At 68.8% G+C, this 25,693-nt stretch carries 16 protein-coding genes, 4 pseudogenes and 1 riboswitch; of the genes and pseudogenes, 13 read left to right on the top strand and 7 right to left on the bottom strand.

Annotation, left to right across the window (positions count from 1 at the left end):
* Nucleotides 1–227 precede the first annotated feature (227 nt).
* From SLV14N_RS10230 to SLV14N_RS10205, 5 genes and pseudogenes are all read left to right on the top strand, one after another.
* Nucleotides 228–2,348, top strand: a complete 2,121-nt coding sequence (locus tag SLV14N_RS10230; RefSeq protein ID WP_018092879.1) for a type IIA DNA topoisomerase subunit B — start codon at nucleotides 228–230, stop codon at nucleotides 2,346–2,348.
* Nucleotides 2,349–3,281: 933 nt separating this feature from the next.
* Nucleotides 3,282–3,483, top strand: a pseudogene (locus tag SLV14N_RS10220) (response regulator transcription factor); the annotation flags it as partial.
* 95 nt (nucleotides 3,484–3,578) lie between these two features.
* On the top strand, nucleotides 3,579–4,070 hold the full coding sequence (locus SLV14N_RS10215; RefSeq protein WP_263269092.1) for a DUF485 domain-containing protein: 492 nt from the start codon (nucleotides 3,579–3,581) through the stop codon (nucleotides 4,068–4,070).
* The gene (locus SLV14N_RS10210; RefSeq protein ID WP_263269091.1) at nucleotides 4,067–5,671 is read left to right on the top strand and encodes a cation acetate symporter; all 1,605 of its coding nucleotides are present in this window, start codon (nucleotides 4,067–4,069) and stop codon (nucleotides 5,669–5,671) included. The genes SLV14N_RS10215 and SLV14N_RS10210 overlap by 4 nt, the downstream gene beginning before the upstream one ends.
* 62 nt (nucleotides 5,672–5,733) lie before the next feature.
* The gene (locus SLV14N_RS10205; protein WP_263269090.1) at nucleotides 5,734–6,210 is read left to right on the top strand and encodes an IS5 family transposase; all 477 of its coding nucleotides are present in this window, start codon (nucleotides 5,734–5,736) and stop codon (nucleotides 6,208–6,210) included.
* Nucleotides 6,211–6,403: 193 nt separating this feature from the next.
* On the opposite strand, the pseudogene SLV14N_RS10200 reads toward SLV14N_RS10205, so the two are convergent.
* Nucleotides 6,404–7,674: pseudogene (locus SLV14N_RS10200) on the bottom strand (IS110 family transposase).
* A 420-nt stretch (nucleotides 7,675–8,094) separates the two neighbouring features.
* On the opposite strand from SLV14N_RS10200, the pseudogene SLV14N_RS10195 reads away from it, so the two are divergent.
* From SLV14N_RS10195 to SLV14N_RS10180, 4 genes and pseudogenes are all read left to right on the top strand, one after another.
* Nucleotides 8,095–8,403, top strand: a pseudogene (locus SLV14N_RS10195) (transposase); the annotation flags it as partial.
* A gap of 101 nt (nucleotides 8,404–8,504) precedes the next feature.
* Complete coding sequence (locus tag SLV14N_RS10190; protein WP_263268278.1) at nucleotides 8,505–9,590, top strand: IS630 family transposase; 1,086 nt, start codon at nucleotides 8,505–8,507, stop codon at nucleotides 9,588–9,590.
* A 45-nt stretch (nucleotides 9,591–9,635) separates the two neighbouring features.
* Complete coding sequence (locus SLV14N_RS10185; RefSeq protein ID WP_263268279.1) at nucleotides 9,636–10,973, top strand: IS630 family transposase; 1,338 nt, start codon at nucleotides 9,636–9,638, stop codon at nucleotides 10,971–10,973.
* 57 nt (nucleotides 10,974–11,030) lie between these two features.
* A pseudogene (locus tag SLV14N_RS10180) lies at nucleotides 11,031–11,363 on the top strand (integrase core domain-containing protein); the annotation flags it as partial.
* On the opposite strand, the gene SLV14N_RS10175 reads toward SLV14N_RS10180, so the two are convergent.
* The 5 genes from SLV14N_RS10175 to SLV14N_RS10155 all read right to left on the bottom strand — a co-directional run bounded on the left by SLV14N_RS10175 (nucleotide 11,360) and on the right by SLV14N_RS10155 (nucleotide 17,257).
* Nucleotides 11,360–12,034 (bottom strand): response regulator, encoded by a 675-nt coding sequence (locus SLV14N_RS10175; protein ID WP_208680665.1) that lies wholly within the window; start codon nucleotides 12,032–12,034, stop codon nucleotides 11,360–11,362. The pseudogene SLV14N_RS10180 and the gene SLV14N_RS10175 overlap by 4 nt on opposite strands.
* A complete protein-coding gene (locus SLV14N_RS10170; RefSeq protein WP_263273093.1) occupies nucleotides 12,031–13,686 on the bottom strand; it encodes a sensor histidine kinase in 1,656 nt (551 codons plus the stop codon). Before SLV14N_RS10170 ends, SLV14N_RS10175 begins: the two co-directional genes overlap by 4 nt.
* A gap of 397 nt (nucleotides 13,687–14,083) precedes the next feature.
* Nucleotides 14,084–14,230, bottom strand: coding sequence for a hypothetical protein (locus SLV14N_RS10165; protein WP_208680664.1), 147 nt, complete (start codon nucleotides 14,228–14,230; stop codon nucleotides 14,084–14,086).
* A 588-nt stretch (nucleotides 14,231–14,818) separates the two neighbouring features.
* Entirely contained in the window at nucleotides 14,819–15,817 is a 999-nt protein-coding gene (locus SLV14N_RS10160) for a sucrase ferredoxin (RefSeq protein ID WP_263269089.1), read from the bottom strand.
* A gap of 192 nt (nucleotides 15,818–16,009) precedes the next feature.
* The gene (locus SLV14N_RS10155) at nucleotides 16,010–17,257 is read right to left on the bottom strand and encodes a citrate/2-methylcitrate synthase (RefSeq protein WP_263269087.1); all 1,248 of its coding nucleotides are present in this window, start codon (nucleotides 17,255–17,257) and stop codon (nucleotides 16,010–16,012) included.
* A 113-nt stretch (nucleotides 17,258–17,370) separates the two neighbouring features.
* Here SLV14N_RS10155 and SLV14N_RS10150 point away from each other — a divergent pair, with 113 nt between their 5' ends.
* Together SLV14N_RS10150 and SLV14N_RS10145 are read left to right on the top strand one after the other, a co-directional pair.
* Nucleotides 17,371–18,540 (top strand): citrate synthase/methylcitrate synthase, encoded by a 1,170-nt coding sequence (locus tag SLV14N_RS10150; RefSeq protein WP_208680661.1) that lies wholly within the window; start codon nucleotides 17,371–17,373, stop codon nucleotides 18,538–18,540.
* Nucleotides 18,541–18,637: 97 nt separating this feature from the next.
* A complete protein-coding gene (locus SLV14N_RS10145) occupies nucleotides 18,638–19,762 on the top strand; it encodes a GTP-binding protein (RefSeq protein ID WP_263269085.1) in 1,125 nt (374 codons plus the stop codon).
* Between the two features lie 64 nt (nucleotides 19,763–19,826).
* Here SLV14N_RS10145 and SLV14N_RS10140 read toward each other — a convergent pair whose 3' ends face one another.
* Nucleotides 19,827–22,274, bottom strand: coding sequence for a DNA topoisomerase (ATP-hydrolyzing) subunit A (locus tag SLV14N_RS10140; protein WP_263269084.1), 2,448 nt, complete (start codon nucleotides 22,272–22,274; stop codon nucleotides 19,827–19,829).
* Nucleotides 22,275–22,563: 289 nt separating this feature from the next.
* On the opposite strand from SLV14N_RS10140, the gene SLV14N_RS10135 reads away from it, so the two are divergent.
* Nucleotides 22,564–23,901 (top strand): pitrilysin family protein, encoded by a 1,338-nt coding sequence (locus tag SLV14N_RS10135; RefSeq protein ID WP_018093435.1) that lies wholly within the window; start codon nucleotides 22,564–22,566, stop codon nucleotides 23,899–23,901.
* A gap of 38 nt (nucleotides 23,902–23,939) precedes the next feature.
* Nucleotides 23,940–25,322 (top strand): pitrilysin family protein, encoded by a 1,383-nt coding sequence (locus tag SLV14N_RS10130; protein WP_263273091.1) that lies wholly within the window; start codon nucleotides 23,940–23,942, stop codon nucleotides 25,320–25,322.
* A gap of 208 nt (nucleotides 25,323–25,530) precedes the next feature.
* A riboswitch (cyclic di-AMP (ydaO/yuaA leader) is annotated at nucleotides 25,531–25,686 on the top strand.
* Nucleotides 25,687–25,693 lie beyond the last annotated feature (7 nt).

Here is a 25,693-nt window from a genome sequence, read left to right as displayed (position 1 = left end):
CCCGGAGCCTAAATGGTTCATGCCTCGAAGGGAACGTGATGTGCACGTCACTCGGACGTCACCCCAACGAGGGATCGAACGTACGAGCGAAATTCTACTACCATGGTCGTGCTTACGGGTGGCGTCACATCGGCTCTACCAGGCCTCGGTACCCTCTGACCGGCGACACCGCCACAACCGAGTCCGCGGAATGCGGACTGCCAGAAATTCAGCGAGGAGCGAACCGCGTGACCGCCGAGATGTCCGTGCCGTCCACCGCAGTGCTGACCGGGGCAGACCGGGACGGTTCCAACTACACCGCGCGGCATCTGCTCGTCCTCGAGGGGCTCGAAGCCGTCCGCAAGCGCCCCGGCATGTATATCGGCTCGACGGACAGCCGGGGACTGATGCACTGCCTCTGGGAGATCATCGACAACTCCGTCGATGAGGCACTGGGCGGCTACTGCGACCACATCGAGGTAATCCTCCACGACGACGGGTCGGTGGAGGTCAGGGACAACGGCCGCGGCATCCCCGTGGATGTCGAGCCCAAGACAGGTCTCAGCGGCGTCGAGGTCGTGATGACCAAGCTGCACGCCGGCGGAAAGTTCGGCGGCGGCTCGTACGCGGCCTCCGGCGGTCTGCACGGTGTCGGCGCCTCGGTCGTCAACGCCCTGTCCGCCCGGCTGGACGTCGAGGTGGACCGCAGCAGCAAGACACATTCGATCAGCTTCCGCCGCGGCGTCCCCGGCATCTTCACCGAATCGGGCCCCGACGCCCCCTTCGACCCGGGCAACGGCCTGCTCAAGGGCAAGCGGATCGCCAAGACGAAGACCGGCACCCGGGTGCGCTACTGGGCCGACCGGCAGATCTTCCTCAAGGACGCCAAGCTCTCCCTGGAGACGCTGCACGCCCGCGCCCGCCAGACGGCCTTCCTCGTGCCGGGCCTGACCCTTGTGGTCCGTGACGAGCGCGGTATCGACGGTGCCGGAAAGACCGAAGAGACGTTCCGCTACGACGGCGGCATCAGCGAATTCTGCGAGTACCTCGCGCAGGACAAGGCCGTCTGCGACGTGCTCCGGCTGAGCGGACAGGGCACCTTCAAGGAGACCGTGCCGGTCCTCGACGACCGTGGTCACATGACACCGACCGAGGTGACCCGGGAGCTGGGCGTCGATGTCGCGCTGCGCTGGGGCACCGGCTACGACGCGACGGTGAAGTCGTTTGTCAACATCATCGCGACGCCCAAGGGCGGCACCCACGTCTCCGGCTTCGAGCGATCGGTCGCCAAGACGGTCAACGAGGTGCTGCGGTCGAGCAAGCTGCTGCGCGTCGCCGAGGACGACGTCGTCAAGGACGACGCCATGGAGGGGCTCACCGCCGTCGTGACCGTACGACTTGCGGAGCCGCAGTTCGAGGGCCAGACCAAGGAGGTGCTCGGTACCTCCGCCGCCTCGCGGATCGTCGCCCAGGTGGTGAGCAAGGAACTCAAGTCGTTCCTGACCTCCACCAAGCGGGATGACAAGCAGCAGGCGCGCTCCGTCATGGAGAAGATCGTCGCCGCGGCCCGTACCCGCATCGCCGCCCGTCAGCACAAGGAGGCCCAGCGGCGGAAGACGGCGCTGGAGTCCTCCTCGCTGCCGGCCAAGCTCGCGGACTGCCGCAGCGACGACGTCGACCGCAGCGAGTTGTTCATCGTCGAGGGAGACTCGGCGCTGGGTACTGCCAAGCTGGCGCGGAATTCGGAGTTCCAGGCCTTGCTGCCGATCCGCGGCAAGATTCTGAATGTCCAGAAGTCATCGGTTTCGGACATGCTCAAGAACGCCGAGTGCGGCGCCATCATCCAGGTCATAGGGGCCGGATCCGGCCGTACCTTCGACATCGACACCGCCCGCTACGGCAAGGTCATCTTCCTTGCCGACGCGGACGTCGACGGTGCTCACATCCGCTGCCTGTTGCTGACCCTCTTCCAGCGCTACATGCGCCCGATGGTCGAACAGGGCCGGGTGTTCTCCGCCGTCCCACCCCTGCACCGCGTCGAACTGATCAACCCCAAAAAGGGCCAGGAAAAGTACATCTACACGTACTCGGACAACGAACTGCGCCAGACCCTGCTCGAACTCCAGCGCAAGAAGGTCCGCTACAAGGACAGCATCCAGCGCTACAAGGGCCTGGGTGAGATGGACGCCGACCAGCTCGCCGAGACGACCATGGACCCGCGCCACCGCACCCTGCGTCGCATCAACATCAGCGATCTCGAAGCGGCGGAGAAGGCCTTCGACCTCCTGATGGGCAACGAAGTCGCCCCCCGTAAGGAGTTCATCACCAACTCCGCGTCCACTCTGGACCGTTCGCGTATCGACACCTAAGGGGGCTGCAGCTCCCGACGGGCGCCTGTCCACCCCTGGGTGGACAGGCGCCCGTCGCCGTTTCCACCCGGGCCCCGCCCTGGCTCCGATCCGGACGGCAGTACCGCTCCGTAGCGCCGGACGGTCGAATTCCCCGGCCCGGTGGATGCTCATGGCTGCGGCGATGCCTATGAGGCCTGCGCAGCACCAGACTGCAGAGCCGCCGCTGCCGCCCTCGGTGCGTACGCAGCGGCGAACACGGACAAGGAGACGGCGCCCGCCGCCGCCACCGTGGGCCTGGCGCTGGCGGGCTACGTCGTACGGCTGGATGCCGAGGCGCGCGGCAACACTCAACGGTTGCTGGCCCAGGAGCGAGCGGCCCGCAAGGCGGAGGCCGAATCGGCGGCGCGTGCCGAATGCGGGCGGACAGCACGAGAGATCCACGACGTCTCGCCCACAGCCTCAGCGCACAACTGGTGCGTTCGGAGGCGGCGCGACTGATGATCCGGCCGAGCGCTGACCTTGAGGCCGACCGCGACCAGCTCCTGAGGCGGGCGGGGGCGTGCCGGGGGATAGCCCGTGACGGGCTGGAAGGGGCCCGTGAGGCGCTTTCCGGGCTGCGTGGGGGATGGGTTGGGTCGAGGGCTTTCTGCGCCGTCTGGCCGCCGCTGAGGGCGCTTATCTGCACGTGGGCGGGCGAGGTCCGCACCGTGCTGGCTGAAGCGGGCCTCGCTGACCGCAAGGTCGCCCAGGAGGCGCTGACGAACGTGCGCAAGCACGCTCCGGGAGTCCGGGTGAGCGTGCGAATGGAGTCAGGGACGGACGACGGTGAGGCTCGAGATGCGGGACTCCGGTGGCCGCGGCGTGCCTGGTGAACTCGCCAAAAGCGACTCCGGAATCGGTCTGCCCGATGGCACCCGCCGCACCTGTGTCGAGCACCCGGACGAGCCGGCCGCCCGTGAGGTGGAGGTGCTGCGGATGATCGCCGAGGGCCAGTCCAACCCGGAGGTCGCGCACACTGCATGTCTCCACCGCGACCGTGAAGACCCACATCAACAATCTCCTCGCCAAAGCGGGGCTACGGGACCGCGCCCAGGCCATCCACTACGCGTACCGCCACGGCCTCGCACAGCCGCCCGGGCAGCCCATCACCTGATGGGGTGAAGGATTCGCAATGAAGAGTCCCGGATCTTCCTTTCTGTCCACCCTTGGGCCGCACGGACAACAGACCCGTGCATCAAGGAGAGTTCGGTGGACAAGCAGGACGGCCGCTCGGTCGGTGAGCCAGGGGCCCTACGGCTCGACGACCCCTGGTACGACGCTCTCGCCTCCGGGTGGGGCGAACGGGACGACGCGGCGGAGACAACGGACCGGTGGGGTGGCACGCAGCCACCGCCGCCGGAACCGCGGTCCGCGCCGCACGACGAGGTTTATCTGGCGGTGCAGCGGAGCGCGGCCTTCCAGGAGGTGCGCCGCCGCTATCGGCGGTTCGTCCTGCCCGGCACGGTGGCCTTTCTGGGTTGGTACCTCGCCTATGTGATCGCGGCGACCGCCGCGCCGGACCTCATGGCCCACCGCGTCGCCGGCGCCCTGAACGTCGCGATGCTCGCCGGACTCGGCCAGTTCGCCACCACTTTCCTGCTCACCTGGGCGTACGCGCGTCATGCCCGGCTGCGCAGGGACAGTGCGGCGCTCGACATCCGCTGGGAAACCCAGGAACTGACCGGAGGGAACATCCGGTGACCGGTGACCACCAGACTCTCGCGCTGCTCCTGTTCAGCGTGTTCATCGCCGTCACCCTGGCGATCACCACCTGGGTGAGCCGCCGCCGGCGCGGTTCCACCGAGGAGTTCTACGCGGGCGGAAGACTGTTCTCCCCTATGGAGAACGGATTCGCCATTGCGGGGGACTACATGTCCGCCGCATCCTTCCTCGGCATCTCCGGACTGATCGCCCTCTTCGGATACGACGGCCTGCTGTACTCGGTCGGCTTCCTTGTTGCCTGGCTCATCGTCTTGTTCCTTGTCGCCGAACTGGTCCGCAACTGTGGCAGGTTCACCCTCGCCGATGTCGTCGCTGCCCGGATGCGGGAACGCCCCGTCCGTATCGCCGCCGGCGCGGCCTCCGTCACCGTGTCCGTGCTCTACCTGGTGGCGCAAATGGTCGGTGCGGGCAGCCTGGTCGCCCTGCTCGTGGGGAGTGCGGGCCAGCAGGCCCGTACCTGGATGGTGATCGGTGTCGGCGCCCTGATGGTGGTCTATGTCGCCTTCGGCGGCATGCGGGCCACGACCTGGATCCAGGTCGTCAAAGCCGTACTCCTCATGGGCGGCGCCGTCGCGCTGACCGTCCTGGTACTCGCCCGCTTCCACGGAGACATCAACGAACTGCTGAGCACTGCCGCAGAACGCAGCGGCCACGGCCGCGACTTCCTCGCGCCCGGCCTCAAATACGGCGGCGACTGGATCTCGCGGCTCGACTTCATCAGCCTCGGCATCGCGCTCGTCCTCGGCACGGCCGGACTGCCGCACATCCTCTCCCGCTTCTACACCGTCCCCACGGCGCGCGCCGCCCGGCGCTCCGTCGTATGGTCCATCGGTCTGATCGGTGGCTTCTACCTGATGACCATCGTGCTCGGGTTCGGTGCCGCTGCCGTACTCGGCAGCGACGCTGTCAGGGCGTCCAATACGGCCGGCAACACCGCCGTTCCGCTGCTCGCCCTCGATCTGGGAGGCGGCGCCGGTTCGACCGGAGGGACTGTGCTCTTCGCCGTGGTGGCCGCGGTCGCGTTCGCCACCATCCTGGCCGTGGTCGCCGGCATCACGCTCGCGTCGTCCGCCTCTGTGGCACACGACCTGTATGCCTCCCTACGACGCCCACGCGGCACGGCACAGGACGCCCAGCGCGCCGAGGTAGCCGTGGCGCGCATCGCAGCGGTGGCTGTCGGCGCGGTCGCCATCGGCCTCGCCCTGCTTGCCCAGGACTTGAACGTGGCCTTCCTGGTGGGGCTGGCGTTCGCCGTCGCCGCGTCGGCCAATCTGCCGGTCCTGCTGTACACCCTCTTCTGGCGACGCTTCACGACCCGCGGCGCCGTGTGGTCCGTCTACGGAGGTCTGATTCCTGCGATCACCCTGGTCGTCATCTCACCAGTGGTTTCTGGGAGTCCGGAGTCGCTCTTCCCCGGCCTGGACTTCGCCGTCTTCCCGCTCGACAACCCCGGCGTCGTATCGATCCCGCTGGGCTTTCTGATGGGCTGGCTGGGAACGGTGCTGTCCCCGGAGGCCGCCGACGAGGCACGGCACGCGGAGACGGAGGTACGGGCGCTCACGGGGGCGGGGGCTGCTTAGGCCGTTTCTGATGGCTCTTGCTGCGGTGGTGGATCAGTTCATCGGCTGGGCAGGCGCGTCTTATGGTGCGGCGACATGAACTCACGGACGCGCAGTGGCAGACGATCGAGGCTTTACTGCCCGCCAACGGCAAGCCCGGCGGGCAGTGGGCCGATCACCGCAGAGTGATCAACGGGGTGCTGTTCCGGGCCCGTACCGGCGTGCCCTGGCCGGACCTGCCCGAACGCTACGGCCCCTGGCAAACCGTTTACGAGCGGCACCGCCGCTGGTCAGCGGACGGTACCTGGCAGCAGATCCTGACCGCGTTACAGATCGAGGCTGACGCCACCGACCCCGACGAGGCGCTGACCAACACCGTGGAGAAGGAAAGCGTGCAGCGGTGGGAATGGGCGGTGAACATCGACTCCACGTCGTGCCGGGCCCATCAGCACGCGGCCGGTGCCCGCCGGCGGCCGCCACATGACTTCCCGCAAAAGGGGGCGGTGCGCGTGTGGAAGCCGATGGGCGTGAGGCGCTGGGACGCTCACGAGGCGGACTGACCAGCAAGGTCCATCTGCTGGCCGACGACCGGGCCCGGCCGCTGACCTGGCAGACCTCTCCGGGCCAGCGGGGCGACAGCCCGATGTTCATCCCTGTGCTGGAGGGCCTGCGCATCCGGCGGCGCGGACCTGGCCGACCCCGCAGCCGACCGGATCGCGTCCGCGGTGACAAGACATCCCACGCGAATAAGCGTCAAGCTGCCGCTGAGGTATGACTGGTTGAGGGCTGTGGGAAGGCGATTGCTTCGTCGTAGGTGTGACCGTTCTGGAGGCAGTGGAACAGTGCCCATGAAACGGTTGAAGAGGTTCCGCTGTGCTGCGACATGGCGGTCGCCGGCTGCTCTGCGGCGGTCGTAGTGAGCTCTGGCGCCTGGTGACCTGGTGAGTGAGACGAAGGCCCAGACGTAGCCGACGGCAGCCAGTCGCTGGTTCTTGACCTTCCGGCTCATGACCTTGCAGCTCTTGGCAGCTCTTGCCGCTGGCTCTGGTAACCGGGGCGCTTCCCGCATATGCCTTCAGTGATCCGGCGTTGGCGAACCGGGTCCGGTCATCGCCGATCTCCGCCAGGACCCGGGCGCCGGTCAGTGCGGCGAGGCCTGGAAAGCTCCGGATGACCGGTGCATCCGGATGCTCCTCGAAGGCCTGCGTAGCGGCTTCCTCGAGCTGGTCAGCGTTGTCGCAGGCGGTGTTCAGCTGCCTGAGCAGAGCGGACATCTGATGCCCGAGAGCCGCCTCCACCTGCGGGAGCTGGTGGAGGTAGTCGCGTTTGAAGACCTCGTGGAGACGTTCGGCTTCGGCCTGGATGCCGCGGATGCGGCCGGCCTGCCTGAGCAGCGACTGCAGGCGCCGCCGTGTCAGCTTCGCAGCCGATGTCGGGGTCGGTGCTGCGGCCAGGATGCTGCGGGCTTCCCTCGAGCACAGGCCGTGCTTGTGACTCGCGAAGGCGTCGAGGATCGACGGGTAGAACTCTCTGAGCTGGGAGCGAAGCTTGTTGTGTGCCTGGCCGCGAGCCCAGACGGCGTCCTGCTGGGCCCGGGCGAGCACGGCGATGGCCTGAACGAGTTCGGAGTCCGCCGGCAGCGGCCGGTGGGCAGCCATGTCGGTTCGCAGGATGTTGGCCAGGGCCACGGCGTCGACAGCGTCTGACTTCTTGCGGGCGACGGAGTGGCGGTCCCGGTAGCGGGCGACCGCCAGCGGATTGATCGCGAAGACCGGTCGGCCGGTGGTCCGCAGACACGCGACGAGCAGTCCGCGTGACGTCTCGATCGCCACCGGAATTGGGGTGTCCTCGTCATCACCGTGCTCGGCCAGTAGAGCCATGAGCTGGGCAAACCCTGCGGCATCGTCGCTGATCCGCACCTTTGCGAGCTGTTGCCCACCCGCATCGACCAGCGCGATGTCGTGGTGATCTTCGGCCCAGTCCACCCCGCAGAACACTGGTGTCGGTAACCCGGTGATCTCCATCCGGTCCTCCTTCGTGACGACTTTCTTTCCAGGTCAGAGCCTGTGCAGGGTGCGCGTCCTCCCTAATGGAAGTGCTCAAGGCACGTCATCCCACCAGCCGTTCGCAACCCCAGCGAGTCGCGCGGCCCTCGGTCCACGTCAGAGCTGAAAGCTCAAGGCAGAGTGGAGAGGTGATCCGCGCAACCGGCTCGGACTACGAACAGCCAAGTGCCCGAGAGCCGCGGGCGGGCCGTCCCGCAGTAACAGGACCTCTTCGAGGCTCAATCAGGACGAACCACACCTGATTCCGAACACTCTTGCCCAGAGGGCTGGGCGCGAGCCAGCCTCGTCTTGTCAACAGGGCTCTCAGGCCCGGGCATACTCAAAGGCTCGGCTCACGCCCACGAAGGTCAACTCCCGTCGGCCTTCGCCTCCCATTAGGCGTACTCCAGTTACGACAACCGTGCTTATCTGCGACGACGCAGCATCAAAGCGACCATCGCCCAGCCCGATGACCAGCGGGCCAAACGCCAGCGAAAGGGCTCAGCCGGCGGACGTCCGCCGGCCTTCGACAAGGCCCAGTACCGCCACCGCAGTGCCGTCGAGCGATGTGTCAGCAAGTGGAAGCAGTACCGCGCAGTGGCCAGCAGGTACGACAAACGTGACTACATCTTCAACGGCACCCTGACCGTTGCAGCCATCGTCATCTGGCTCCGCGACACCGTCGAAGAGCCATCAGAAACGGCCTAGTGAGCTGGTCTTGAGTTCTCGGGTCGCCACGTGAGTCGTGTTCTGTTTCAGATCTTGGCGTTCGGCTGAGGGGGCCGGTCTTCCCGCGCTGTGCTGGGGAGATGGGCGATACCAGGCTGGAGCCGTTGGTGTTAACAGGGGCCGAGCGGCTGATCTTGCAGAACTGGGCCAGACGCCGCACGACCGCGCAGGGTCTGGCGAAGCGGGCACGGATCGTGTTGGCGTGTGCTGACGGGCTGAACAACACCGCGGCAGCCGCACGGCTGGCCACCGACCGCAAAACGGTGCGTCGGTGGCGCACACGGTTCCTGCGCGACCGGCTCGACGGGCTGTCCGACGAGCCACGGCCCGGTGTCCCGCGCACCATCACCGACGCCCAGGTGGAGGAGGTGGTGGTGCGCACCCTGGAAGAGACCCCGCAGGGGGCGACGCACTGGCCGAAGCGGGAGATGGCCCGGCAGGTGGGGATCTCGCCCACGAGCGTGCTGCGGATCTGGCGGGCGTTCGGCCTCCAGCCATGGCGGACCGAGGTTTTCAAGATCTCCCCGGACCCGCTGCTGATCGACAAGATCCGCGACGTGGTCGGTCTCTACCTGGCTCCGCCGGCGAACGCGGCAGTGTTCGCGGTGGACGAGAAACCGCAGATCCAGGCACTTGAGCGGACCGCTCCGGTGCTGCCGATGCTGCCTGGAGTGCCCGAACGGCGCAGCTTCGACTACGTCCGGCACGGCACCATCGACTTGTTCGCTGCGCTGAACACCGCGACCGGAAAAGTGATCGGAAAGCTCTCGGCCCAGCACCGGGCCGTGGACTTCAGGGACTTCCTCGACGAGATCGACCGCCAGACCGAGTCCGGCCTGGCGGTCCACGTCATCTGCGACAACCTCCGCACCCACAAAGCACCTGTCGTGCACAAGTGGCTGCTTGCGCATCCCCGGTTCGAGCTGCACTTCACACCCACGTACTCATCCTGGATCAACCAGGTCGAGCGGTGGTTTGCCGAACTGCAACGGCGCTGCCTCGAACGCGGCGTGTTCTGCTCACTGGACGAGCTGACGGCCACGCTTGAGGACTGGATCAAGACCTGGAACGACCAGGCCCGGCCCTTCAGATGGACCAAGACCGCAGACCAGATCATCGACCGCATCTGCCGCTACTACGACAAGATCTCCGGACCAGCTCACTAGTGTGATGCGCCAGAAATGACGAGACTAAGTCTGTAGGCTGTTTTCATGGTGTCTCGGGGTCCTCGTGCTGTCGAAGTCGTGCTGTCTGCCGAGGAGCGGGCGGAGCTGGCGCATTGGGCGGGTGGTGCGGTGTCGGCCCGTGTGGCAGAGCGGGCCCGGGTCATTCTGGCCTGTGCGGAGGGAGCGTCAAATACCGGTGTAGCAGCGGACTTCGGGGTGTCGACGGAGACGGTGCGCAAGTGGCGTTCGCGGTTCGTGGCCCGGCGGATGGCGGGCCTGGTGGACGAGCCGCGGACGGGTCGGCGCAAGCCGGAGCTGGTGCTCTCCGAGGCTGAGCGTGCGGAACTGAGGCGCTGGGCGCGGCGGGCGAAGACCGCGCAGTTCCTGGCGCTGCGGGCGAAGATCGTGCTGCGGTGCGCGGAAGACGGGACGAACAAGGAGATCGCCGCCGAACTCGGTGTATCGCAGGGAACGGTGAATCGCTGGCGGTCGAGGTTCCTCCGGTTGCGGCTGGACGGGCTGACCGATGAGCCGCGTCCCGGCAGGCCGCCCTCGATCCTGCTGGACCAGGTCGAGGACGTGCTCACCGCGACGCTGGAGTCCACCCCGGGAAAGGACACCCACTGGTCGCGGGCCTCGATGGCGAAGCACTCAGGGCTGTCGAAGTCCACCATCGGGCGGATCTGGAAGAAGTTCGACCTCAAGCCTCATCTCCAGGACGCCTTCAAGCTCTCCACCGACCCGCAGTTCATCGCGAAGGTCGTCGACGTCGTCGGCCTGTACCACGATCCGCCCGAGAAAGCGGTGGTGCTGTGCGTGGATGAGAAGAGCCAAATCCAGGCGCTGGACCGGTCCCAGCCGGTGCTGCCGATGATGCCGGGCATGCCCGAGCGCCGTACCCACGACTACCTGCGGCGCGGCATCACCAGCCTGTTCGCCGCCTTCAATATCGCCGACGGCAGCGTCATATCGGAGCTGCACCGCCGCCACCGGGCGATCGAGTTCAAGAAGTTCCTGGTCACGATCGACAAGGCCGTGCCCGCCGGCCTCGACGTCCACCTGGTCTGTGACAATTACGCCACCCACAACACCGCCGAGATCAAGACGTGGCTGGGCAAGCATCCCCGCTTCCACGTCCACTTCACCCCCACCGGCTCCTCCTGGATGAACCAGGTCGAGCGGTGGTTCGGCCTGCTGACCGACAAGCTCATCCGCCGCGGGGTGCACACCTCCGTGAAGGCCCTGGAGCAAGACATCAGGGCCTGGATCGACGGATGGAACGAGAACCCCAGGCCCTTCACCTGGACCAAGACCGCCGACGAGATCCTCAACTCCCTCGCCGACTACCTCACCAAAATCAACCCGCCGACCACTGAAACCTGAAACAGACTTAGTCTCGTCATTTCAGGCGCATCACACTAGGTGTGCTGTCCCGGCACATGGTTCGCCGCCCGCGGCGTCACCGTCGAACGCGTCCTGACCGACAATGCCTGGTCCTACAGCAAGAACACTTGGCGCCAGACCTGCCGCGACCTGGGCATCCAGCCCCGCTGGACACGGCCCTGGCGCCCCCAGACCAACGGCAAGGTCGAACGCTTCCACCGCACCCTGCTCGACGAATGGGCCTACCACCGGCCCTACACCTCAGACGCCGAACGGCAGGCAGCGTTTCCCGACTGGCTGGACTGGTACAACTACCACCGACCCCACACCGGCATCAGCGGCCACACCCCAGCCAGCCGCGTCACCAACCTCTCCGGACAGCACACCTAGACCCATTCATAGCGGTGCTCGGGGCGGCCGGTCTCGCCGTACCTGAGCGTCAGACGCACTCGCCCGGCGCGTTCCAAGAGTTTGAGGTAGCGCTGGGCGGTCTGCCGGCTCAGTCCCGCCCGCAGGGCAACGTCCTGTGCGGACAGCGGGGCATCCGCGGAGCGCAGCACCGAGCGCACACGGTCGGCGGTTGCGGTGGAGTGCCCCTTCGGCAACTCGGCCGATCCGGCGTTGGCAGCTCCCAACGCCCCGAAGATCCGGTCCACTTCGGACTGCTCCGCCTGCCCGCCGCCCGCAAACGTGCGGTGCAGCGCCGCGTAACCCTCCAGCTTGGAGCGCAGGCCCGCGAAGGTGAACGGCTTGACCAGGTACTGCAGCGCACCGTGGCGCATCGCCGCCTGCACGGTGGCGATATCGCGAGCCGCAGTCACCATGATCACGTCGGTGAGCAGACCACGGCGCCGTAGCTCGCTGACCAGTTGGAGCCCTGTTCTGTCGGGGAGGTAGTGGTCCAGGAGGATCAGGTCGACAGGGTGGGTCTCGAGGGCGGTAAGGGCCTCTGCAGCGGTGTGCGCGAGGCAGCTGACGCGGAATCCCTCGATTTTGCCGACGTATGCCGCATTGATCTTCGCGACGTGCACATCGTCGTCCACGACCAGTACATCGATCATCGGCCGGCCTCCGTGGCGCCTTGGGGGCGGTGAGCGCCCGCTGCGGCCCGCCTGGTGGTGTGAGTGTCGGTGACTGCTTCCTGTGGGGCTGCTGCACGGGGCTCAGGAAGCTCATCGGAGAGTGCGTCGGGGACCGTCACGGTGAATACCGCACCGCCACCGGGGCGCTCGGCGACCTCGGCGTTACCTCCGTAGCGCTCGGCGAGTCGGCATACGAGTGCCAGGCCGATGCCGCGCTGTCCGTGGGCGGGCGGCTCCTTGGTCGTCCATCCTTCGGTGAAGATTTCCGCGCGACGTTCCATAGGCACGCCCGGCCCGTTGTCGCTGACGCGCACGATGGCGGTTCGGCCGTAAGCGCGGATCTCCGCCTCCAATTGGGCGTCGCGCTTGCCCGATGTGGCATCCAGGGCGTTGTCGACGAGGTTCCCGAGGATGGTGACCAGGCTGGGCGGGTCGACGAGACGGTCGGGCAGGTGCGTTTCGGGGGAGATGCTCAAGGACACGCCCCGCTCGGTGGCGACGGTGGCCTTGCCCACCAGGAGGGCGGCGATCAGCGGATCGTGGATGCGCTCGGTGACCTGCTCGGCGGTCGCGCGATGCACGCCCACCGCCTGGGTCACAAACTCCACGGCTTCCTCGTGCAGCCCGAGTTCGAGCAGGCCGAGCAGGGTGTGCAGCCGGTTGGCGTGCTCGTGGTCCTGGGCGCGGAGGGCGTCGATGAGGCCACGGGTGCCGTCCAGTTCGCGCCCCAGCCGCTCCAGTTCGGTGCGGTCGCGCAGGGTGACCACGGCACCTCCGTCATCGGTTGGCATACGGTTCGCCACCAGGACCCGCTGCCCGCTGACGGCCAGTAGGTCCGGCCCCGAAACACGACCCACCAGAACATCGGTGGTGCGGCCCGGTGGCATGGCTGCTTCCAGACGGTGCCCGGTGTGCTCGTGGCGGAGGTCCAGGAGGCGCTGCGCCTCGTCGTTCATGAGACGGATGCGGCCGTGTTTGTCGAGCGCGAGGAACCCCTCGCGGATGCCGTGCAACATCGCCTCCCGCTCGGCGAGCAGCGCGGAGATGTCGGAGAAGGCCAGATCGTGGGTGCGGCGCTGGAGGCGGCGGGAAACGAGATATGCGGCGAGCGCGCCCACGGCGAGCGCGCCGCCCGCGTAGGCGAGCAACTGGGGGACGGTAGAGAGCAGCCGTTCCTGCACGCTCTCGTACGCGATGCCGACGGAGACGGCGCCCACGACCTTGCCGTCCTCGTCACGGAGCGGCACCTTGCCGCGCGCGGACCGGCCGAGCGTGCCCTCGTCAATCTGCATGACGTCCTGACCGGAAAGCGCGGCGCTCGGGTCGGTGGAAACGTGGCGCCCGATCTCATCAGGGTCGGTGTGGGACCAGCGCACACCCCGCTTGTCCATGATCACCACGTACTCGGCACCGGTGGCGGCGCGAATCCGCTCCGCCTCGTTCTGCACGGGGCCATGACGCGTCGGACGGGAGGCCTCCAGGGCATCGTCGAGGCGAGGCCCGGCGGCGGTGGTCTGTGCGATGGCGAGAGCGCGGCGCATCGCCTGGTCATCGAGCTGCGTACTGAGTGGGGCGAGGAACAGGCCGGTCGCCAGCGCCGTGACACCGGTGGCGATGGCCAGCTGCACCATCAGCACCTGGGAGAACACTCGACGCGGCCAGCCCAGGCGTGGCCGAGTACGGCGCGGCAGCTTTGGGGCGGCCGGCCCGCGGTTGGCTCGGGCGGTGGCCTCGACGGCAGGTCGGTTGCCGGCCGTGTGCGGGGTGCTGCCCGGCTTGCCGGCGGCGTCGGAGGCCGGGGTGTCGGCGGGAAACGGCACGGAACCCGAGGGCTCTGCGCCGCTCGGGCGTGGAACCGACTCTTCCTTTTCGCCCATATGAACGAACAGTAAGCGTGGCGGCAGTCGGGCGGGAATCCCAGACGGGGGGAATTCGGAGGGTGTCCGGGGCGGCGACTCGGTTGTGACTCCGTCCAGCCCGGAACTGGGAACCTGGGGTCGAGTGCGTGCCCCCGCTGTTGTTGGCGTCTTACCCCAAGGCGAACACCAAGATCCCCAACGCCGTCACAATCGCCCATGCCACGACGCCAGCAGCCATCACGAGGAGGATGGCGCGACTCACAGCCGCCATGGTGGGCTCGTCCTGCTCGGGGCCGTTGGTCTCCGGTTCGTCCATGCGATCCCCCGAGCGGGAGGCTACTCATGCGCCGGGAGCCGTCATCGGCCCGCTGATGGGCCCGGAGACTGTCTTTCGCAGCGAAGGCGCAGGTCAGGTGCTCATCAGTGGGCCGGGGGAGAGGTGATGGGAGTTATCCACAGGTCTTTTGGCTGCGGACTGTGCACGCTTAGCCTCGCATGGTGAAAACGAAAGGCCTTGCGCGGGGCGGTCAGGGCCGCCAGGGCGAAGGTGAGTCGCGCGGCGGGTGCGCAGAAGGGAGCGGTCATGGGGTCGGCGGGGGATGGCTGTGGGGTGTGGCGTCAGAGGTGGAAGAGGGCGGGCGGCGTGGCGTTCGACCGCCGAGGCGGGGTTGTGGGGGCTCGGCGCAGTTGGTCAGTGCGCTTCGTCTGCCGCCTCACCTGGTCCTGGGACGGCCCCGCCCTGCCGGACAGCCCTGTCGGACTGGGCCATGCGTCAGGGGGCCGGGACGGCCACCGGCTCCCAGACGGCCATCAGTCCGGCAAACGCGCGGACCCGCACCGGACGCGTGTGGTGCAAGCGGAGGCTGCGGAAAGAGTCGGCGACTGGCGCAGAAAACTCGCGAGATCACCTACTGGCGGCCAGGTGCGTCTCGTGAAGCATGACGCTCGCCGCAGTGACGGAGACAACCGCCATGCGCGCCGGTGGACCGAGCGGCGCACCACAGCTAGCGGGCGCCGCAGCACCATCGGCCCGCTGTTCGACGGTGACCAGCCAGGTGCGCCCGTCGGAGTGCGCAACGGTAACGGCCCAGGCAGGGGAGGCTTCCGCGACCGCCGAGCTGCCGGGCGTCCGGCTGTCGGCAGGCTTGGGTTCGGGCCACACCGTGTCGGTCCGTACGACGTCGAGTGCGTCCGCCCGGTCCTCCCCGATCAGCCTGCGGACGGCAAGGTCAGCGGCCTGACCCGGCCGGTCCCAGGCCGAGCGCCCACGGCAGTGGTCGCCCGAGATCCGTCCGTCGCGCGCCGCCTCCACGGCCTCCTTGACCAAGGGGGCCGACGCCCGTCCGTAGGCGTAGCCGTACGGGAGGACGAAAAGCGTGGGGGAGAAGCGGTGGCCCCCGATGTGGGTGACCTCCCAGACCTCGGTTCCGCAGGTGGCGAGCTCGGCTGCGAGCGGGCGGCCGAGCAGGGCGCAGCAGCGGTCCCGCTTGCCGTTGGTGCACACGAGGACCAGCGGTTCACCGATGTACGGCTCCCAGAGGCCGTGGTGCTCTCCCGCCCCCAAGGCCGCGAAGTCCAGGCTGAGGGCGGCCCGCGGGTCGGTGACGGCGGTCGTACGGATCCAGGAGCGGCCCGGGGCGGTGTGCGCAAGGAAAAGGCGTCGCCTGGAGGTTTCGTGACAGTCGGCATGGCGTCCCGGCCGCCGGATCAGAGCGACGCGTACGCCCGTCCCCTCTGCCGCGGCCTCAAGGGCCCGGCCGACGTCAGGATCGAGGTGGCTGTCTGTCAGCGCGTGGGCTCCCCAGGGCCCTGTCTGCTCGATGAGCAGCCAGGTCCGGGCAGGTGCCGCGGTGCCGGCGAGAGATTCGGCCGATTCACGGGAAGCGGTGGCGCAGGTACTCACATAGGTGAGCCTAACCTCATCCGGTCGGCGCCGGATTTTGGGTGTGCGTCCAGGGACGATGGCGAGCGGATCGCCCCGAGGCGTAGTGGGTGCCGCTCCGTGTGAGGTTCGGCGATGTCGATGCCGGCCGAGCCGGTGCCGGCAATGTCAGGGTCGGCTCCGTTTCCCATCCGTGCGCTCGCAGGCCGCCTGTCACGGCAACGGTTGTGGCGGGTGGGGGCCGTGGTACTGGCCGCTGGGGCGCATACGGAGAGGGCGTTCGGCGTATTCCTCCAGGGCGTGGGCGATCCAGCCCGCCGTGCGGGAGATGGCGAAGATGGTCTCGCCCGCCTCGGTCGGCATGCCTGTCGAGACGGTCAGTACGGCCAAGGCCAGGTCGACGTTGGCATGCAGCTCCGTATGGCGGGCCGTGGTGGTGATCACTTGACGGGCTGCTTCCAGGGCGGGGCGGGCCCGCGGTACGTCCTCCAGGAGCTGGAAAAGAGTGCGGGCTCGTGGGTCCTCGCCTGGATAGAGACGGTGGCCGAGGCCCGGTACTTGGCGACCGGCCCGCAGGTGGTCGGCGACCACAGCGGCTGCGCTCCCCCGGTCCAGCACCTCCAGCAGCATCCGGTGGGCGAGCCCGCTCGCCGCGCCGTGCAGCACGCCGTCCAGTGCCCCGAAGCCGGCCGAGACGATCGCGTACGGATGGGCGCGCGCGGAGGCGGCGACCCGGACCGCGAATGTCGAGGCGGCGAGGTCGTGGTCGATGAGCAGGACCAGCGCTGCGTCCAGGACGCGGAGCACCGTGGCGTCGGCCGGTTCGGCGGTCAGCCGTGACCAGAGGCGTGGTGCGAGTGAACCGGCAGCTCGTTGCTGCGCGGCGTGCGACGGCAAGGCGTCGACAAGGGCCGGGATGAGGCTGCGAGCGGTGTCGACGACGGTGTCCTCGGACAGGTCGAAGCGCAGGGGGTCGGCTGCCGCGGCGGCGATCGCGGCGACCCGTAGCCGGTCCATCGGTCCGCTGTGGGCCGGCAGCGCCTGAACGGCACGGCGGGCGGCGGACAGTGCGTCCTGCGGCGCGGTGAAGTGGATGCCCGGCCGCATGTCACCGGTCCACAGCCACTCGGCGACTTCCTCGTAGCTGTAGTGGGCGGCGAGTTCCGATGTGTCGACACCGCGGAAGTAGCAGTGGTCGCGGTCGATCAGTGTGATGCCCGTACGGACCGCCAACTCGCTGCCAGAGGCGGAAGGTTCGCGGCGTCCGGCACGGCGGGCCAGTGCGTCGACCTCCTTCGCGTCGAAGGTGCTGCCCCGGCCTCCCGGCTCGCGGCGGCTGGTGAGCTGGCCGCGGCTGACGTAGGCATACACCGTCTCCGGCTTCACGCCGAGCCGGTCGGCTGCTTCCCGGGTGCTCAGCCGCTGCCCGCCCGTACCTTGCACCGTTTCTCGATCCGCCATGAGGTCACCGTATCCAGTCCCGTCCATATTGATTCAATCAACATTGACAATTATTGAGTCAAGCATAGACAGTCGGATCAATGTTCGGGTGAGGAAGAGCAAGGAGATCAGCCATGCCGACCGCCGAGGTGAACGCACCGATCGACGCTCCCAGGGGGCTTGCGGGTGTCATCGTCACCGAGACCCAACTGGGCGACGTCCGGGGCACCGAGGGCTTCTACCACTACCGCCAGTACTCCGCCGTCGAGCTGGCCACGGCCCGCACCTTCGAGGACGTCTGGTACCTGATGTTCCACGGGGAGCTGCCCGACGCCGCGCAGCTGGCGGCGTTCAGGGCCGAGACCGCGGCCATGCGTTCACTGCCTGCGGCCGTACGTGACGCGCTGCCCGCCCTCGCCCGAGCCGGTGCGCTCTCCGGTCCGCTCGCCGGGCTGCGCACCGCGCTGTCGCTGCTCGGTGCAACGGTGGGCTTCCGTCCGCTGTACGACATCGATGCCGGCCGCCGCCGTGCCGACGCGCTCGCCGCCTGCGCCGCCGTACCGACCCTGATCACCGCCCTGCACCGGCTCGGCCAGGGCCTGCAGCCCGTCGAGCCGCGCGCCGACCTCGGCCATGCGGCCAACTACCTCTACATGCTCACCGGTGACGAGCCGGAGCCGGAACAGGTCCGGGCCATCGAGGCGTACCTGATCTCCACCATCGACCACGGTTTCAACGCCTCGACCTTCACCGCGCGCGTCATCACCTCCACGGGCGCCGACCTCGCGGCCTGCCTCGTCGGCGCCGTCGGCGCGCTCTCCGGGCCGCTGCACGGCGGTGCGCCCAGCCGGGCACTGGACATGCTCGACGCCATCGGCACCCCCGACCGCATCGACTCCTGGATCCGCGAACGCGTACTGCGCGGCGACCGGATCATGGGGTTCGGGCACTCCGTCTACCGCACCGAGGACCCGCGTTCCCGGATGCTGCGAGGCATTGCCGAGCGCTTCGGTGGCCCGCTGGTGGAGTTCGCCGTCCAAGTGGAGGCGAGGGTCGAAGAGCTGCTCGCCGAGCTCAAGCCCGGACGTGAGCTGCACATCAATGTGGAGCTCTACGCGGGTGTCGTCATGGAGCTGTGCGGACTGCCGCGCGAGATGTTCACGCCCACCTTCTGCGCGGCCCGGGTGGTCGGCTGGAGCGCCAACATCCTGGAGCAGGCCGAGGATTCGAAGATCATCCGTCCCGCGGCGCGGTATGTCGGACCGCCTCCGCCGCAGCCACTGCCCGTCGTCGCGCCCCTTTAGCCGGGCCGGGCCCGCGCCGCCGGCGGTCCGTTACGATCGACAGCTCGTCCGCCGCCGGTCCGCGCGGCCCGCCACCCGCACCATGGAGGCGCCCCCCTTGGCCACGCAACAGATCCCGGTCGTCGTGCTCGCGGGCTTCCTCGGGTCGGGCAAGACCACCCTCCTCAACCATCTGCTCGGCAACGGCGACGGCACCCGTATCGGCGCGATCGTCAATGACTTCGGCAGCATCGAGATCGACGCCATGACCGTCGCCGGGCAGGTCGACTCGATGGTCTCGCTCGGTAACGGCTGTCTGTGCTGTGCGGTCGACACCAGCGAGCTGGACACCTACCTGGAGCGGCTGGCCCGCCCTTCCGCCCGTATCGACGTGATCGTCATCGAGGCCAGCGGGCTGGCCGAGCCGCAGGAACTCATCCGGATGATCCTCGCCAGCGACAACGACCGGATCGTCTACGGCGGGCTGATCGAGGTCATCGACGCCGCGGAGTTCGAGGACACCCGGGCCCGGCATCCCGAACTGGACCGGCATGTGGGCATCGCCGACATCGTGGTGCTCAACAAGGCCGATCGCATCGGCGACGTGGCGCGGCAGTCACTCATGGACACACTCGCCGGCCTCGCACCCGGCCGCCCGGTGATCTGCACCGCATACGGGCGGGTCGATCCCGAGCTGTTCTTCGACCGCGGGCCGGGCGAGGATCATGACGCGGCCGTCCGCCAGCTGTCCTTCGAGGACCTGCTGCGCGAGGCCGCGGCAAACGGGGCGGCCGCCCACGACGGCCACGACATCCATGACGCCGACGACCGCTGCGGCCACCCCGGTCACACCCACCACGCAGGCCACCTCCACGCCGCCTACGAGAGCGTGGAGTTCACCTCCGCCGAGCCGATGCACCCGCGCCGTCTCATGGACTTCCTCGACAGCCGGCCGGCCGGCCTCTACCGCATCAAGGGCTTCGTCCACTTCGACGTACCGGAGAACCGCCAGAAGTTCACGGTGCACGCCGTCGGTGACTTCCTGCGCTTCTACCCCGCGCCGTGGCCGAAGGGCGAGGAACGGTGCACCCAGCTCGTCATGATCGGCAGCGGCATCGACGCCCCGGCCCTGCGCAAGGAGCTGGAGAACTGCCGGCAGAGCGCACCGTCGGAAGCCGATCCGAACAGCATGTGGGGCGTGCTGCGGTACGTGGCGGCACGCGAGGAGGCGGAGGACGAGTGACGCCGCCGGGCCGGCTGTCCACCGGCCCGACGGCGTCGACCACCTCTGCCGCCGAGGCTGCTGGTTACACCGGCCCCGCCAGCGCCGTCACCGGCTTCATCAGCGGCACTCCCGAGCCGTCCCGGCGCGGATCCACCTCCGGCAGCTCGACCGGGCTGCCCTTGGCGTCCGCGGCCCGCACCGGAGCCGGCCCGGCCCACGCCTGGGTCAGACAGTCCTCGCCCTTCAGGAACCGCTGGCAGCGCACACCGCCCGTCGCCCGGCCCTTGCGCGGGTACTGGTCGAACGGGGTGAGCTTGGCCGTCGCCACCGAGTCGTCCAGCGTGCCGTGCGAGCCGGCGACCGTGAACACCATGGCGTCGGCGGCCGGATCGACCGCGGCGAACGAGATCACCTTCGCACCCTCGCCCAGCTTGACGCCCGTCATACCGCTCGCGGGCCGGCCCTGCGGCCGCACCTGCGACGCCGGATAGCGCAGCAGCTGCGCCTCGTTGGTGATGAAGACCAGGTCCTCCTCGCCGGTGCGCAGCTCGACCGCGCCCACGATGCGGTCGCCGTCCTTGAGGGTGATGACCTCCAACTCCTCCTTGTTGGAGGGGTAGTCGGGCACCACCCGCTTGACGACGCCCTGTTCCGTGCCGAGCGCCAGGCCCGGCGAGGACTCGTCCAGCGTGGTCAGACAGATCAGATCCTCGCCGTCCTCCAAGGTGAGGAACTCGGAGAGCTGTGCGCCACCGGAGAGGTTGGGCGCCGCCGCGGTCTCCGGGAGCTGCGGCAGATCGATCACCGAGATCCGCAGCAGCCGGCCCAGGGACGTCACCGCCCCCACCTCGCCGCGGGTCGTCGCCGGCACCGCCGAAACGATCACATCGTGCTTGACGCGCTTGGCATCGGCGTCGAAGGGCACGTCCCCGGTGACCGTACGCGCCAGCAGGCCCGTCGAGGAGATCAGCACCCGGCACGGGTCGTCGGAGACCTCCAGCGGCACCGCGCCGACCGAGGTACCCGCCGACTCCAGCAGGACCGTCCGCCGGTCCGTGCCGTACTTCTTCGCGACCGCGGCCAGCTCGCCGGAGACCAGCTTGCGCAGCTCGGTGTCCGACTCCAGGATCCGCGTCAGCTTCTCGATCTCGTCCTGCAGCCGGTCACGCTCCGACTCCAGCTCGATACGGTCGAACTTGGTCAGCCGGCGCAGCGGGGTGTCGAGGATGTACTGCGTCTGGATGTCGCTCAGTGAGAAGCGCTCGATCAGCCGCTCCTTGGCCTGCGCGCTGTTCTCGCTGGAGCGGATGAGGCGGATGACCTCGTCGATGTCCAGCAGGGCCGTCAGCAGGCCCTCGACCAGGTGGAGACGGTCGCGCCGCTTGGTCCGCCGGAACTCGCTGCGCCGGCGCACCACGTTGAAGCGGTGGTCGACATAGACCTCCAGCAGCTCCTTGAGGCCCAGCGTCAGCGGCTGGCCGTCCACCAGCGCGACGTTGTTGATGCCGAAGGACTCCTCCATCGGCGTGAGCTTGTAGAGCTGCTCCAATACGGCCTCGGGGTTGAAGCCGTTCTTGACCTCGATCACCAGCCGCAGGCCGTGCTCGCGGTCGGTGAGGTCCTTGACGTCCGCGATGCCCTGGAGCTTCTTCGAGCCGACCAGGTCCTTGATCTTGGAGATGACCTTCTCGGGGCCGACCGTGAAGGGGAGTTCGGTGACGACCAGGCCCTTGCGGCGGGCGCTGACGTTCTCCACGGTGACCGTCGCACGGATCTTGAACGTGCCACGGCCCTTCTCGTACGCGTCCCGTACGCCGCCGAGGCCCACGATCCGGCCGCCCGTCGGCAGATCGGGACCCGGCACGAAGCGCATCAGCGTGTCGAGGTCGGCGCTGGGGTGCTTGATCAGATGGCGGGCGGCGGCAATGACCTCGCCCAGGTTGTGCGGCGGCATGTTCGTCGCCATACCGACGGCGATGCCGGAGGCGCCGTTGACGAGGAGGTTCGGATACGCGGCGGGGAGGGCTGCCGGTTCCTGCTCCTGGCCGTCGTAGTTCGGCGAGAAGTCGACGGTGTCCTCTTCGATGGACTCCGTCATCAGGGACGTGGCGGACGCCATCCGGCACTCGGTGTACCGCATCGCGGCGGGCGGGTCGTCATTGCCCAGGGAACCGAAGTTGCCGTGGCCGTCCACCAGGGGCAGCCGCATGGAGAACGGCTGTGCCATGCGCACCAGCGCGTCGTAGATCGATGCGTCGCCGTGCGGATGGAGCTTACCCATCACCTCGCCGACGACGCGGGCACACTTGACGTACCCGCGGTCGGGGCGCAGCCCCATTTCGTTCATCTGGTACAGAATGCGGCGGTGTACGGGCTTGAGACCGTCGCGGGCGTCCGGCAGGGCGCGCGAGTAGATGACCGAATACGCGTACTCAAGGAAGGAACCCTGCATCTCGTCGACGACGTCGATGTCGAGGATCCTCTCCTCGAAGTCGTCCGGCGGCGGGGTCTTCGTGCTGCGGCGGGCCATCGCGGCTGCGGCTCCTTCTGCTGCGTCTACTGCCGATGTCGGGAAAGCGTCGGGTCAACCAGGCGGGTCAACCAGCTGGGGGATCAACCCGCGAGTATGTCTGAGTCTGACGCGGACCATTGTGGACCGCCCCACTGACAACGCCGACCGCGACTCCCCCTTCGGCTCCCACCGGGCCGAGCGCGGGGCACGTTCGGGGCCGGTCGGACGGGAACTTCGCCAGATGCCGACGCGCTTGCATACAGTGACAGAACTTCCTCGCAAGCGGATCGAAGGGACGTACATGCCCATGGGTCACACGGCCACAGAACAAGCCGGCTCCGGCGGCCTGACAGCAACCGAGCACCGGCTGGCCAATGGCCTGCGCGTGGTGCTCTCCGAAGACCACCTGACCCCGGTCGCAGCGGTCTGCCTGTGGTACGACGTCGGCTCCCGCCACGAGGTCAAGGGCCGTACGGGCCTGGCTCACCTCTTCGAGCATCTGATGTTCCAGGGTTCCGCGCAGGTGAAGGGCAACGGCCACTTCGAGCTGGTGCAGGGCGCCGGCGGTTCGCTCAACGGCACCACGAGCTTCGAGCGCACCAACTACTTCGAGACCATGCCCGCCCATGAGCTGGAGCTCGCGCTCTGGCTGGAGGCGGACCGCATGGGCTCGCTGCTGACCGCGCTGGACGACGAGTCCCTGGAGAACCAGCGCGACGTCGTCAAGAACGAGCGCCGCCAGCGCTACGACAACGTCCCCTACGGCACGGCCTTCGAGAAGCTGACGGCCATGGCGTACCCCGAGGGCCACCCGTACCACCACACGCCCATCGGGTCGATGGCAGACCTGGACGCGGCCTCCCTGGAGGACGCGCGGGCGTTCTTCCGTACGTACTACGCGCCCAACAACGCCGTCCTGTCGGTCGTCGGCGACATCGACCCCGAGCGGACGCTGGCCTGGATCGAGAAGTACTTCGGATCGATCCCCTCGCACGACGGCAAGCAGCCGCCCCGGGACGGCACCCTGCCGGACGTCATCGGCGGCGAGCTGCGCGAGGTCGTCGAGGAGGATGTGCCCTCCCGCGCCCTCATGGCGGCCTACCGCCTGCCGCACGACGGCACCCGTGAGGCGGACGCCGCGGACCTCGCGCTGACCGTCCTGGGCGGCGGCGAGTCCTCCCGCCTCTACAACCGGCTGGTGCGCCGCGACCGCAGCGCCGTCGCCGCCGGCTTCGGCCTGCTGCGGCTGGCCGGTGCCCCTTCGCTGGGCTGGCTGGACGTGAAGACGTCCGGCGGGGTCGAGGTCCCCGACATCGAGCGCGCGGTCGACGAGGAGCTGGCCCGCTTCGCCGCCGAGGGCCCGACCCCGGAGGAGATGGAGCGGGCGCAGGCCCAGCTGGAGCGCGAATGGCTGGACCGGCTGGCCACGGTCAGCGGCCGCGCCGACGAACTGTGCCGCTTCGCCGTCCTGTTCGGCGACCCGCAGCTCGCGCTGTCCGCCGTCCAGCGCGTCCTGGACATCACCCCCGAGGAGGTGCAGGCGGTCGCCAAGGCCCGGCTGCGCCCCGACAACCGCGCGGCGCTCGTCTACGAGCCCACCGAGCCGTCCGACGCCGACACCGAGGAAGGGGAGGCGGACCAGTGAGCGACGCCACCACCCACGCCGATTCCCCCGTGAGCCCCATGGACTTCCACCCGCAGCCCCAGGGGGGCGCGCCCAAGCCGTGGGCCTTCCCTGCCCCCGAGCGCAGCCAACTGCCCAACGGGCTCACCCTCCTGACCAGCCACCGCCCCGGCCAGCAGGTCGTCGCCGTCGAGATCAACCTCGTCGCGCCGCTGGACGCCGAACCCGAGGGCCTGGACGGCGTCGCCACGATCATGGCGCGTGCGCTGTCCGAGGGCACCGACACGCATGACGCGGAGGAGTTCGCCGCCGAGCTGGAGCGCTGCGGCGCCACCCTGGACGCGCACGCCGACCACCCCGGCGTACGGGTCTCCCTCGAGGTGCCGGCGTCCCGGCTGACCCGTGCGCTCGGCCTGCTCGCCGACGCGCTGCGGGCGCCCGCCTTCCCGGAGAGCGAGGTCGAGCGGCTGGTACGCAACCGCCTCGACGAGATTCCGCACGAGCTCGCCAACCCGGCCCGCCGCGCCGCGATGGCACTGTCCAAGGAGCTGTTCCCGGCCACCGCCCGCATGTCGCGGCCCCGGCAGGGCACCGAGGAGACCGTCGCCCGCATCGACGCCGCCGCCGTCCGCGCCTTCTACGACGCCCATGTACGGCCCGCCACTGCCACCGCCGTCATCGTCGGTGACTTCACCGGCGTCGACCTCGGCGCGGCGCTCGCCGACACTCTCGGTGCCTGGAGCGGCTCCACGGCCGAGCCGCTGAAGGCCTCGGCGATCGTCGCCGACGACACCGGCCGGGTGGTGATCGTGGACCGCCCCGGTGCCGTCCAGACGCAGCTGCTCATCGGCCGGATCGGTGCCGACCGGCACGACCGCGTGTGGCCCGCGCAGGTCCTCGGCGCCTATTGCCTGGGCGGCACCCTCACCTCCCGTCTGGACCGTGTGCTGCGGGAGGAGAAGGGCTACACCTACGGGGTGCGCGCCTTCGGCCAGGTGCTCCGCTCCACCGCCCCCACCTCCCCCGAGGGATCCACGGGCGCCGCGCTGCTCGCCATCAGCGGCTCGGTGGACACCGGCTCCACCGTCCCGGCCCTCGAGGACCTGTGGAAGGTGCTGCGCACCCTCGCGGCAGAGGGGCTGACGGACGAGGAGCGGGATGTCGCCGTGCAGAACCTCGTCGGGGTCGCTCCGCTGAAGTACGAGACCGCGGCGGCCGTCGCGGGCACCCTCGCCGACCAGGTGGAGCAGCAGCTCCCGGACGACTTCCAGGCGCAGTTGTACGCCCGCCTCGCGGAGACCGGCACCGTCGAGGCCACCGCCGCGGCGGTCAACGCCTTCCCCGTGGACCGGCTGGTGACGGTCCTGGTGGGCGATGCGGCGCAGATCGCCGAGCCGGTCAAGGCGCTGGGCATCGGTGAGGTGACCGTCGTCAGCGGCTAGCCCCGTATGACGGAAGGTCATCTGCAGACCGTGCGGCTCCCGTGGTGCTTGTCAGCCACGGGAGCCGCCGTATGTCCGGTTTATTGCGGCTGGTGCCCCGGTTCTTGTGGCATCCCGCACAAAAAAGCGGTTCTGTTTGCCGATTGAAAGTTGCCCCGTTTAGCGTCGGTCCGGCTGTTCGTCACAAGTCCGCCACAACAGTGGCACCGGACAGCCATCGCCGAGTCCCCGTACGGCGCGAGCCAGGGGAGCCGGGGACCCAAACGTCCCTTGGGGTGAATCGGCCTCCTCTCCGAGGAGTCCGTAGGAGACCTTCCTGCTCCGAACCCGTCAGCTAACCCGGTAGGCGAGAAGGAGGGAAAGGACAAGCC

Origin of the sequence: Streptomyces sp. Je 1-4 4N24 (genome assembly GCF_026239515.1) — a bacterium.
Taxonomy (GTDB): domain Bacteria; phylum Actinomycetota; class Actinomycetes; order Streptomycetales; family Streptomycetaceae; genus Streptomyces; species Streptomyces nigrescens.
The sequence above is the reverse complement of the archived record's forward strand: the minus strand, read 5'-3'. Positions and strand labels throughout refer to the sequence as shown.

Excerpts from the sequence above, each read along its gene's own strand:
- SLV14N_RS10150 (WP_208680661.1), top strand. The coding sequence starts at position 17,371 with ATGCCGACCGCCGAGGTGAACGCACCGATCGACGCTCCCAGGGGGCTT.
- SLV14N_RS10170 (WP_263273093.1), bottom strand. The coding sequence starts at position 13,686 with ATGGTGCAGCTGGCCATCGCCACCGGTGTCACGGCGCTGGCGACCGGC.
- SLV14N_RS10135 (WP_018093435.1), top strand. The coding sequence starts at position 22,564 with ATGGGTCACACGGCCACAGAACAAGCCGGCTCCGGCGGCCTGACAGCA.
- SLV14N_RS10155 (WP_263269087.1), bottom strand. The coding sequence starts at position 17,257 with ATGGCGGATCGAGAAACGGTGCAAGGTACGGGCGGGCAGCGGCTGAGC.
- SLV14N_RS10140 (WP_263269084.1), bottom strand. The coding sequence starts at position 22,274 with ATGGCCCGCCGCAGCACGAAGACCCCGCCGCCGGACGACTTCGAGGAG.
- SLV14N_RS10175 (WP_208680665.1), bottom strand. The coding sequence starts at position 12,034 with ATGATCGATGTACTGGTCGTGGACGACGATGTGCACGTCGCGAAGATC.
- SLV14N_RS10190 (WP_263268278.1), top strand. The coding sequence starts at position 8,505 with ATGGGCGATACCAGGCTGGAGCCGTTGGTGTTAACAGGGGCCGAGCGG.
- SLV14N_RS10130 (WP_263273091.1), top strand. The coding sequence starts at position 23,940 with ATGGACTTCCACCCGCAGCCCCAGGGGGGCGCGCCCAAGCCGTGGGCC.
- SLV14N_RS10185 (WP_263268279.1), top strand. The coding sequence starts at position 9,636 with ATGGTGTCTCGGGGTCCTCGTGCTGTCGAAGTCGTGCTGTCTGCCGAG.
- SLV14N_RS10205 (WP_263269090.1), top strand. The coding sequence starts at position 5,734 with ATGGTGCGGCGACATGAACTCACGGACGCGCAGTGGCAGACGATCGAG.
- SLV14N_RS10165 (WP_208680664.1), bottom strand. The coding sequence starts at position 14,230 with ATGGACGAACCGGAGACCAACGGCCCCGAGCAGGACGAGCCCACCATG.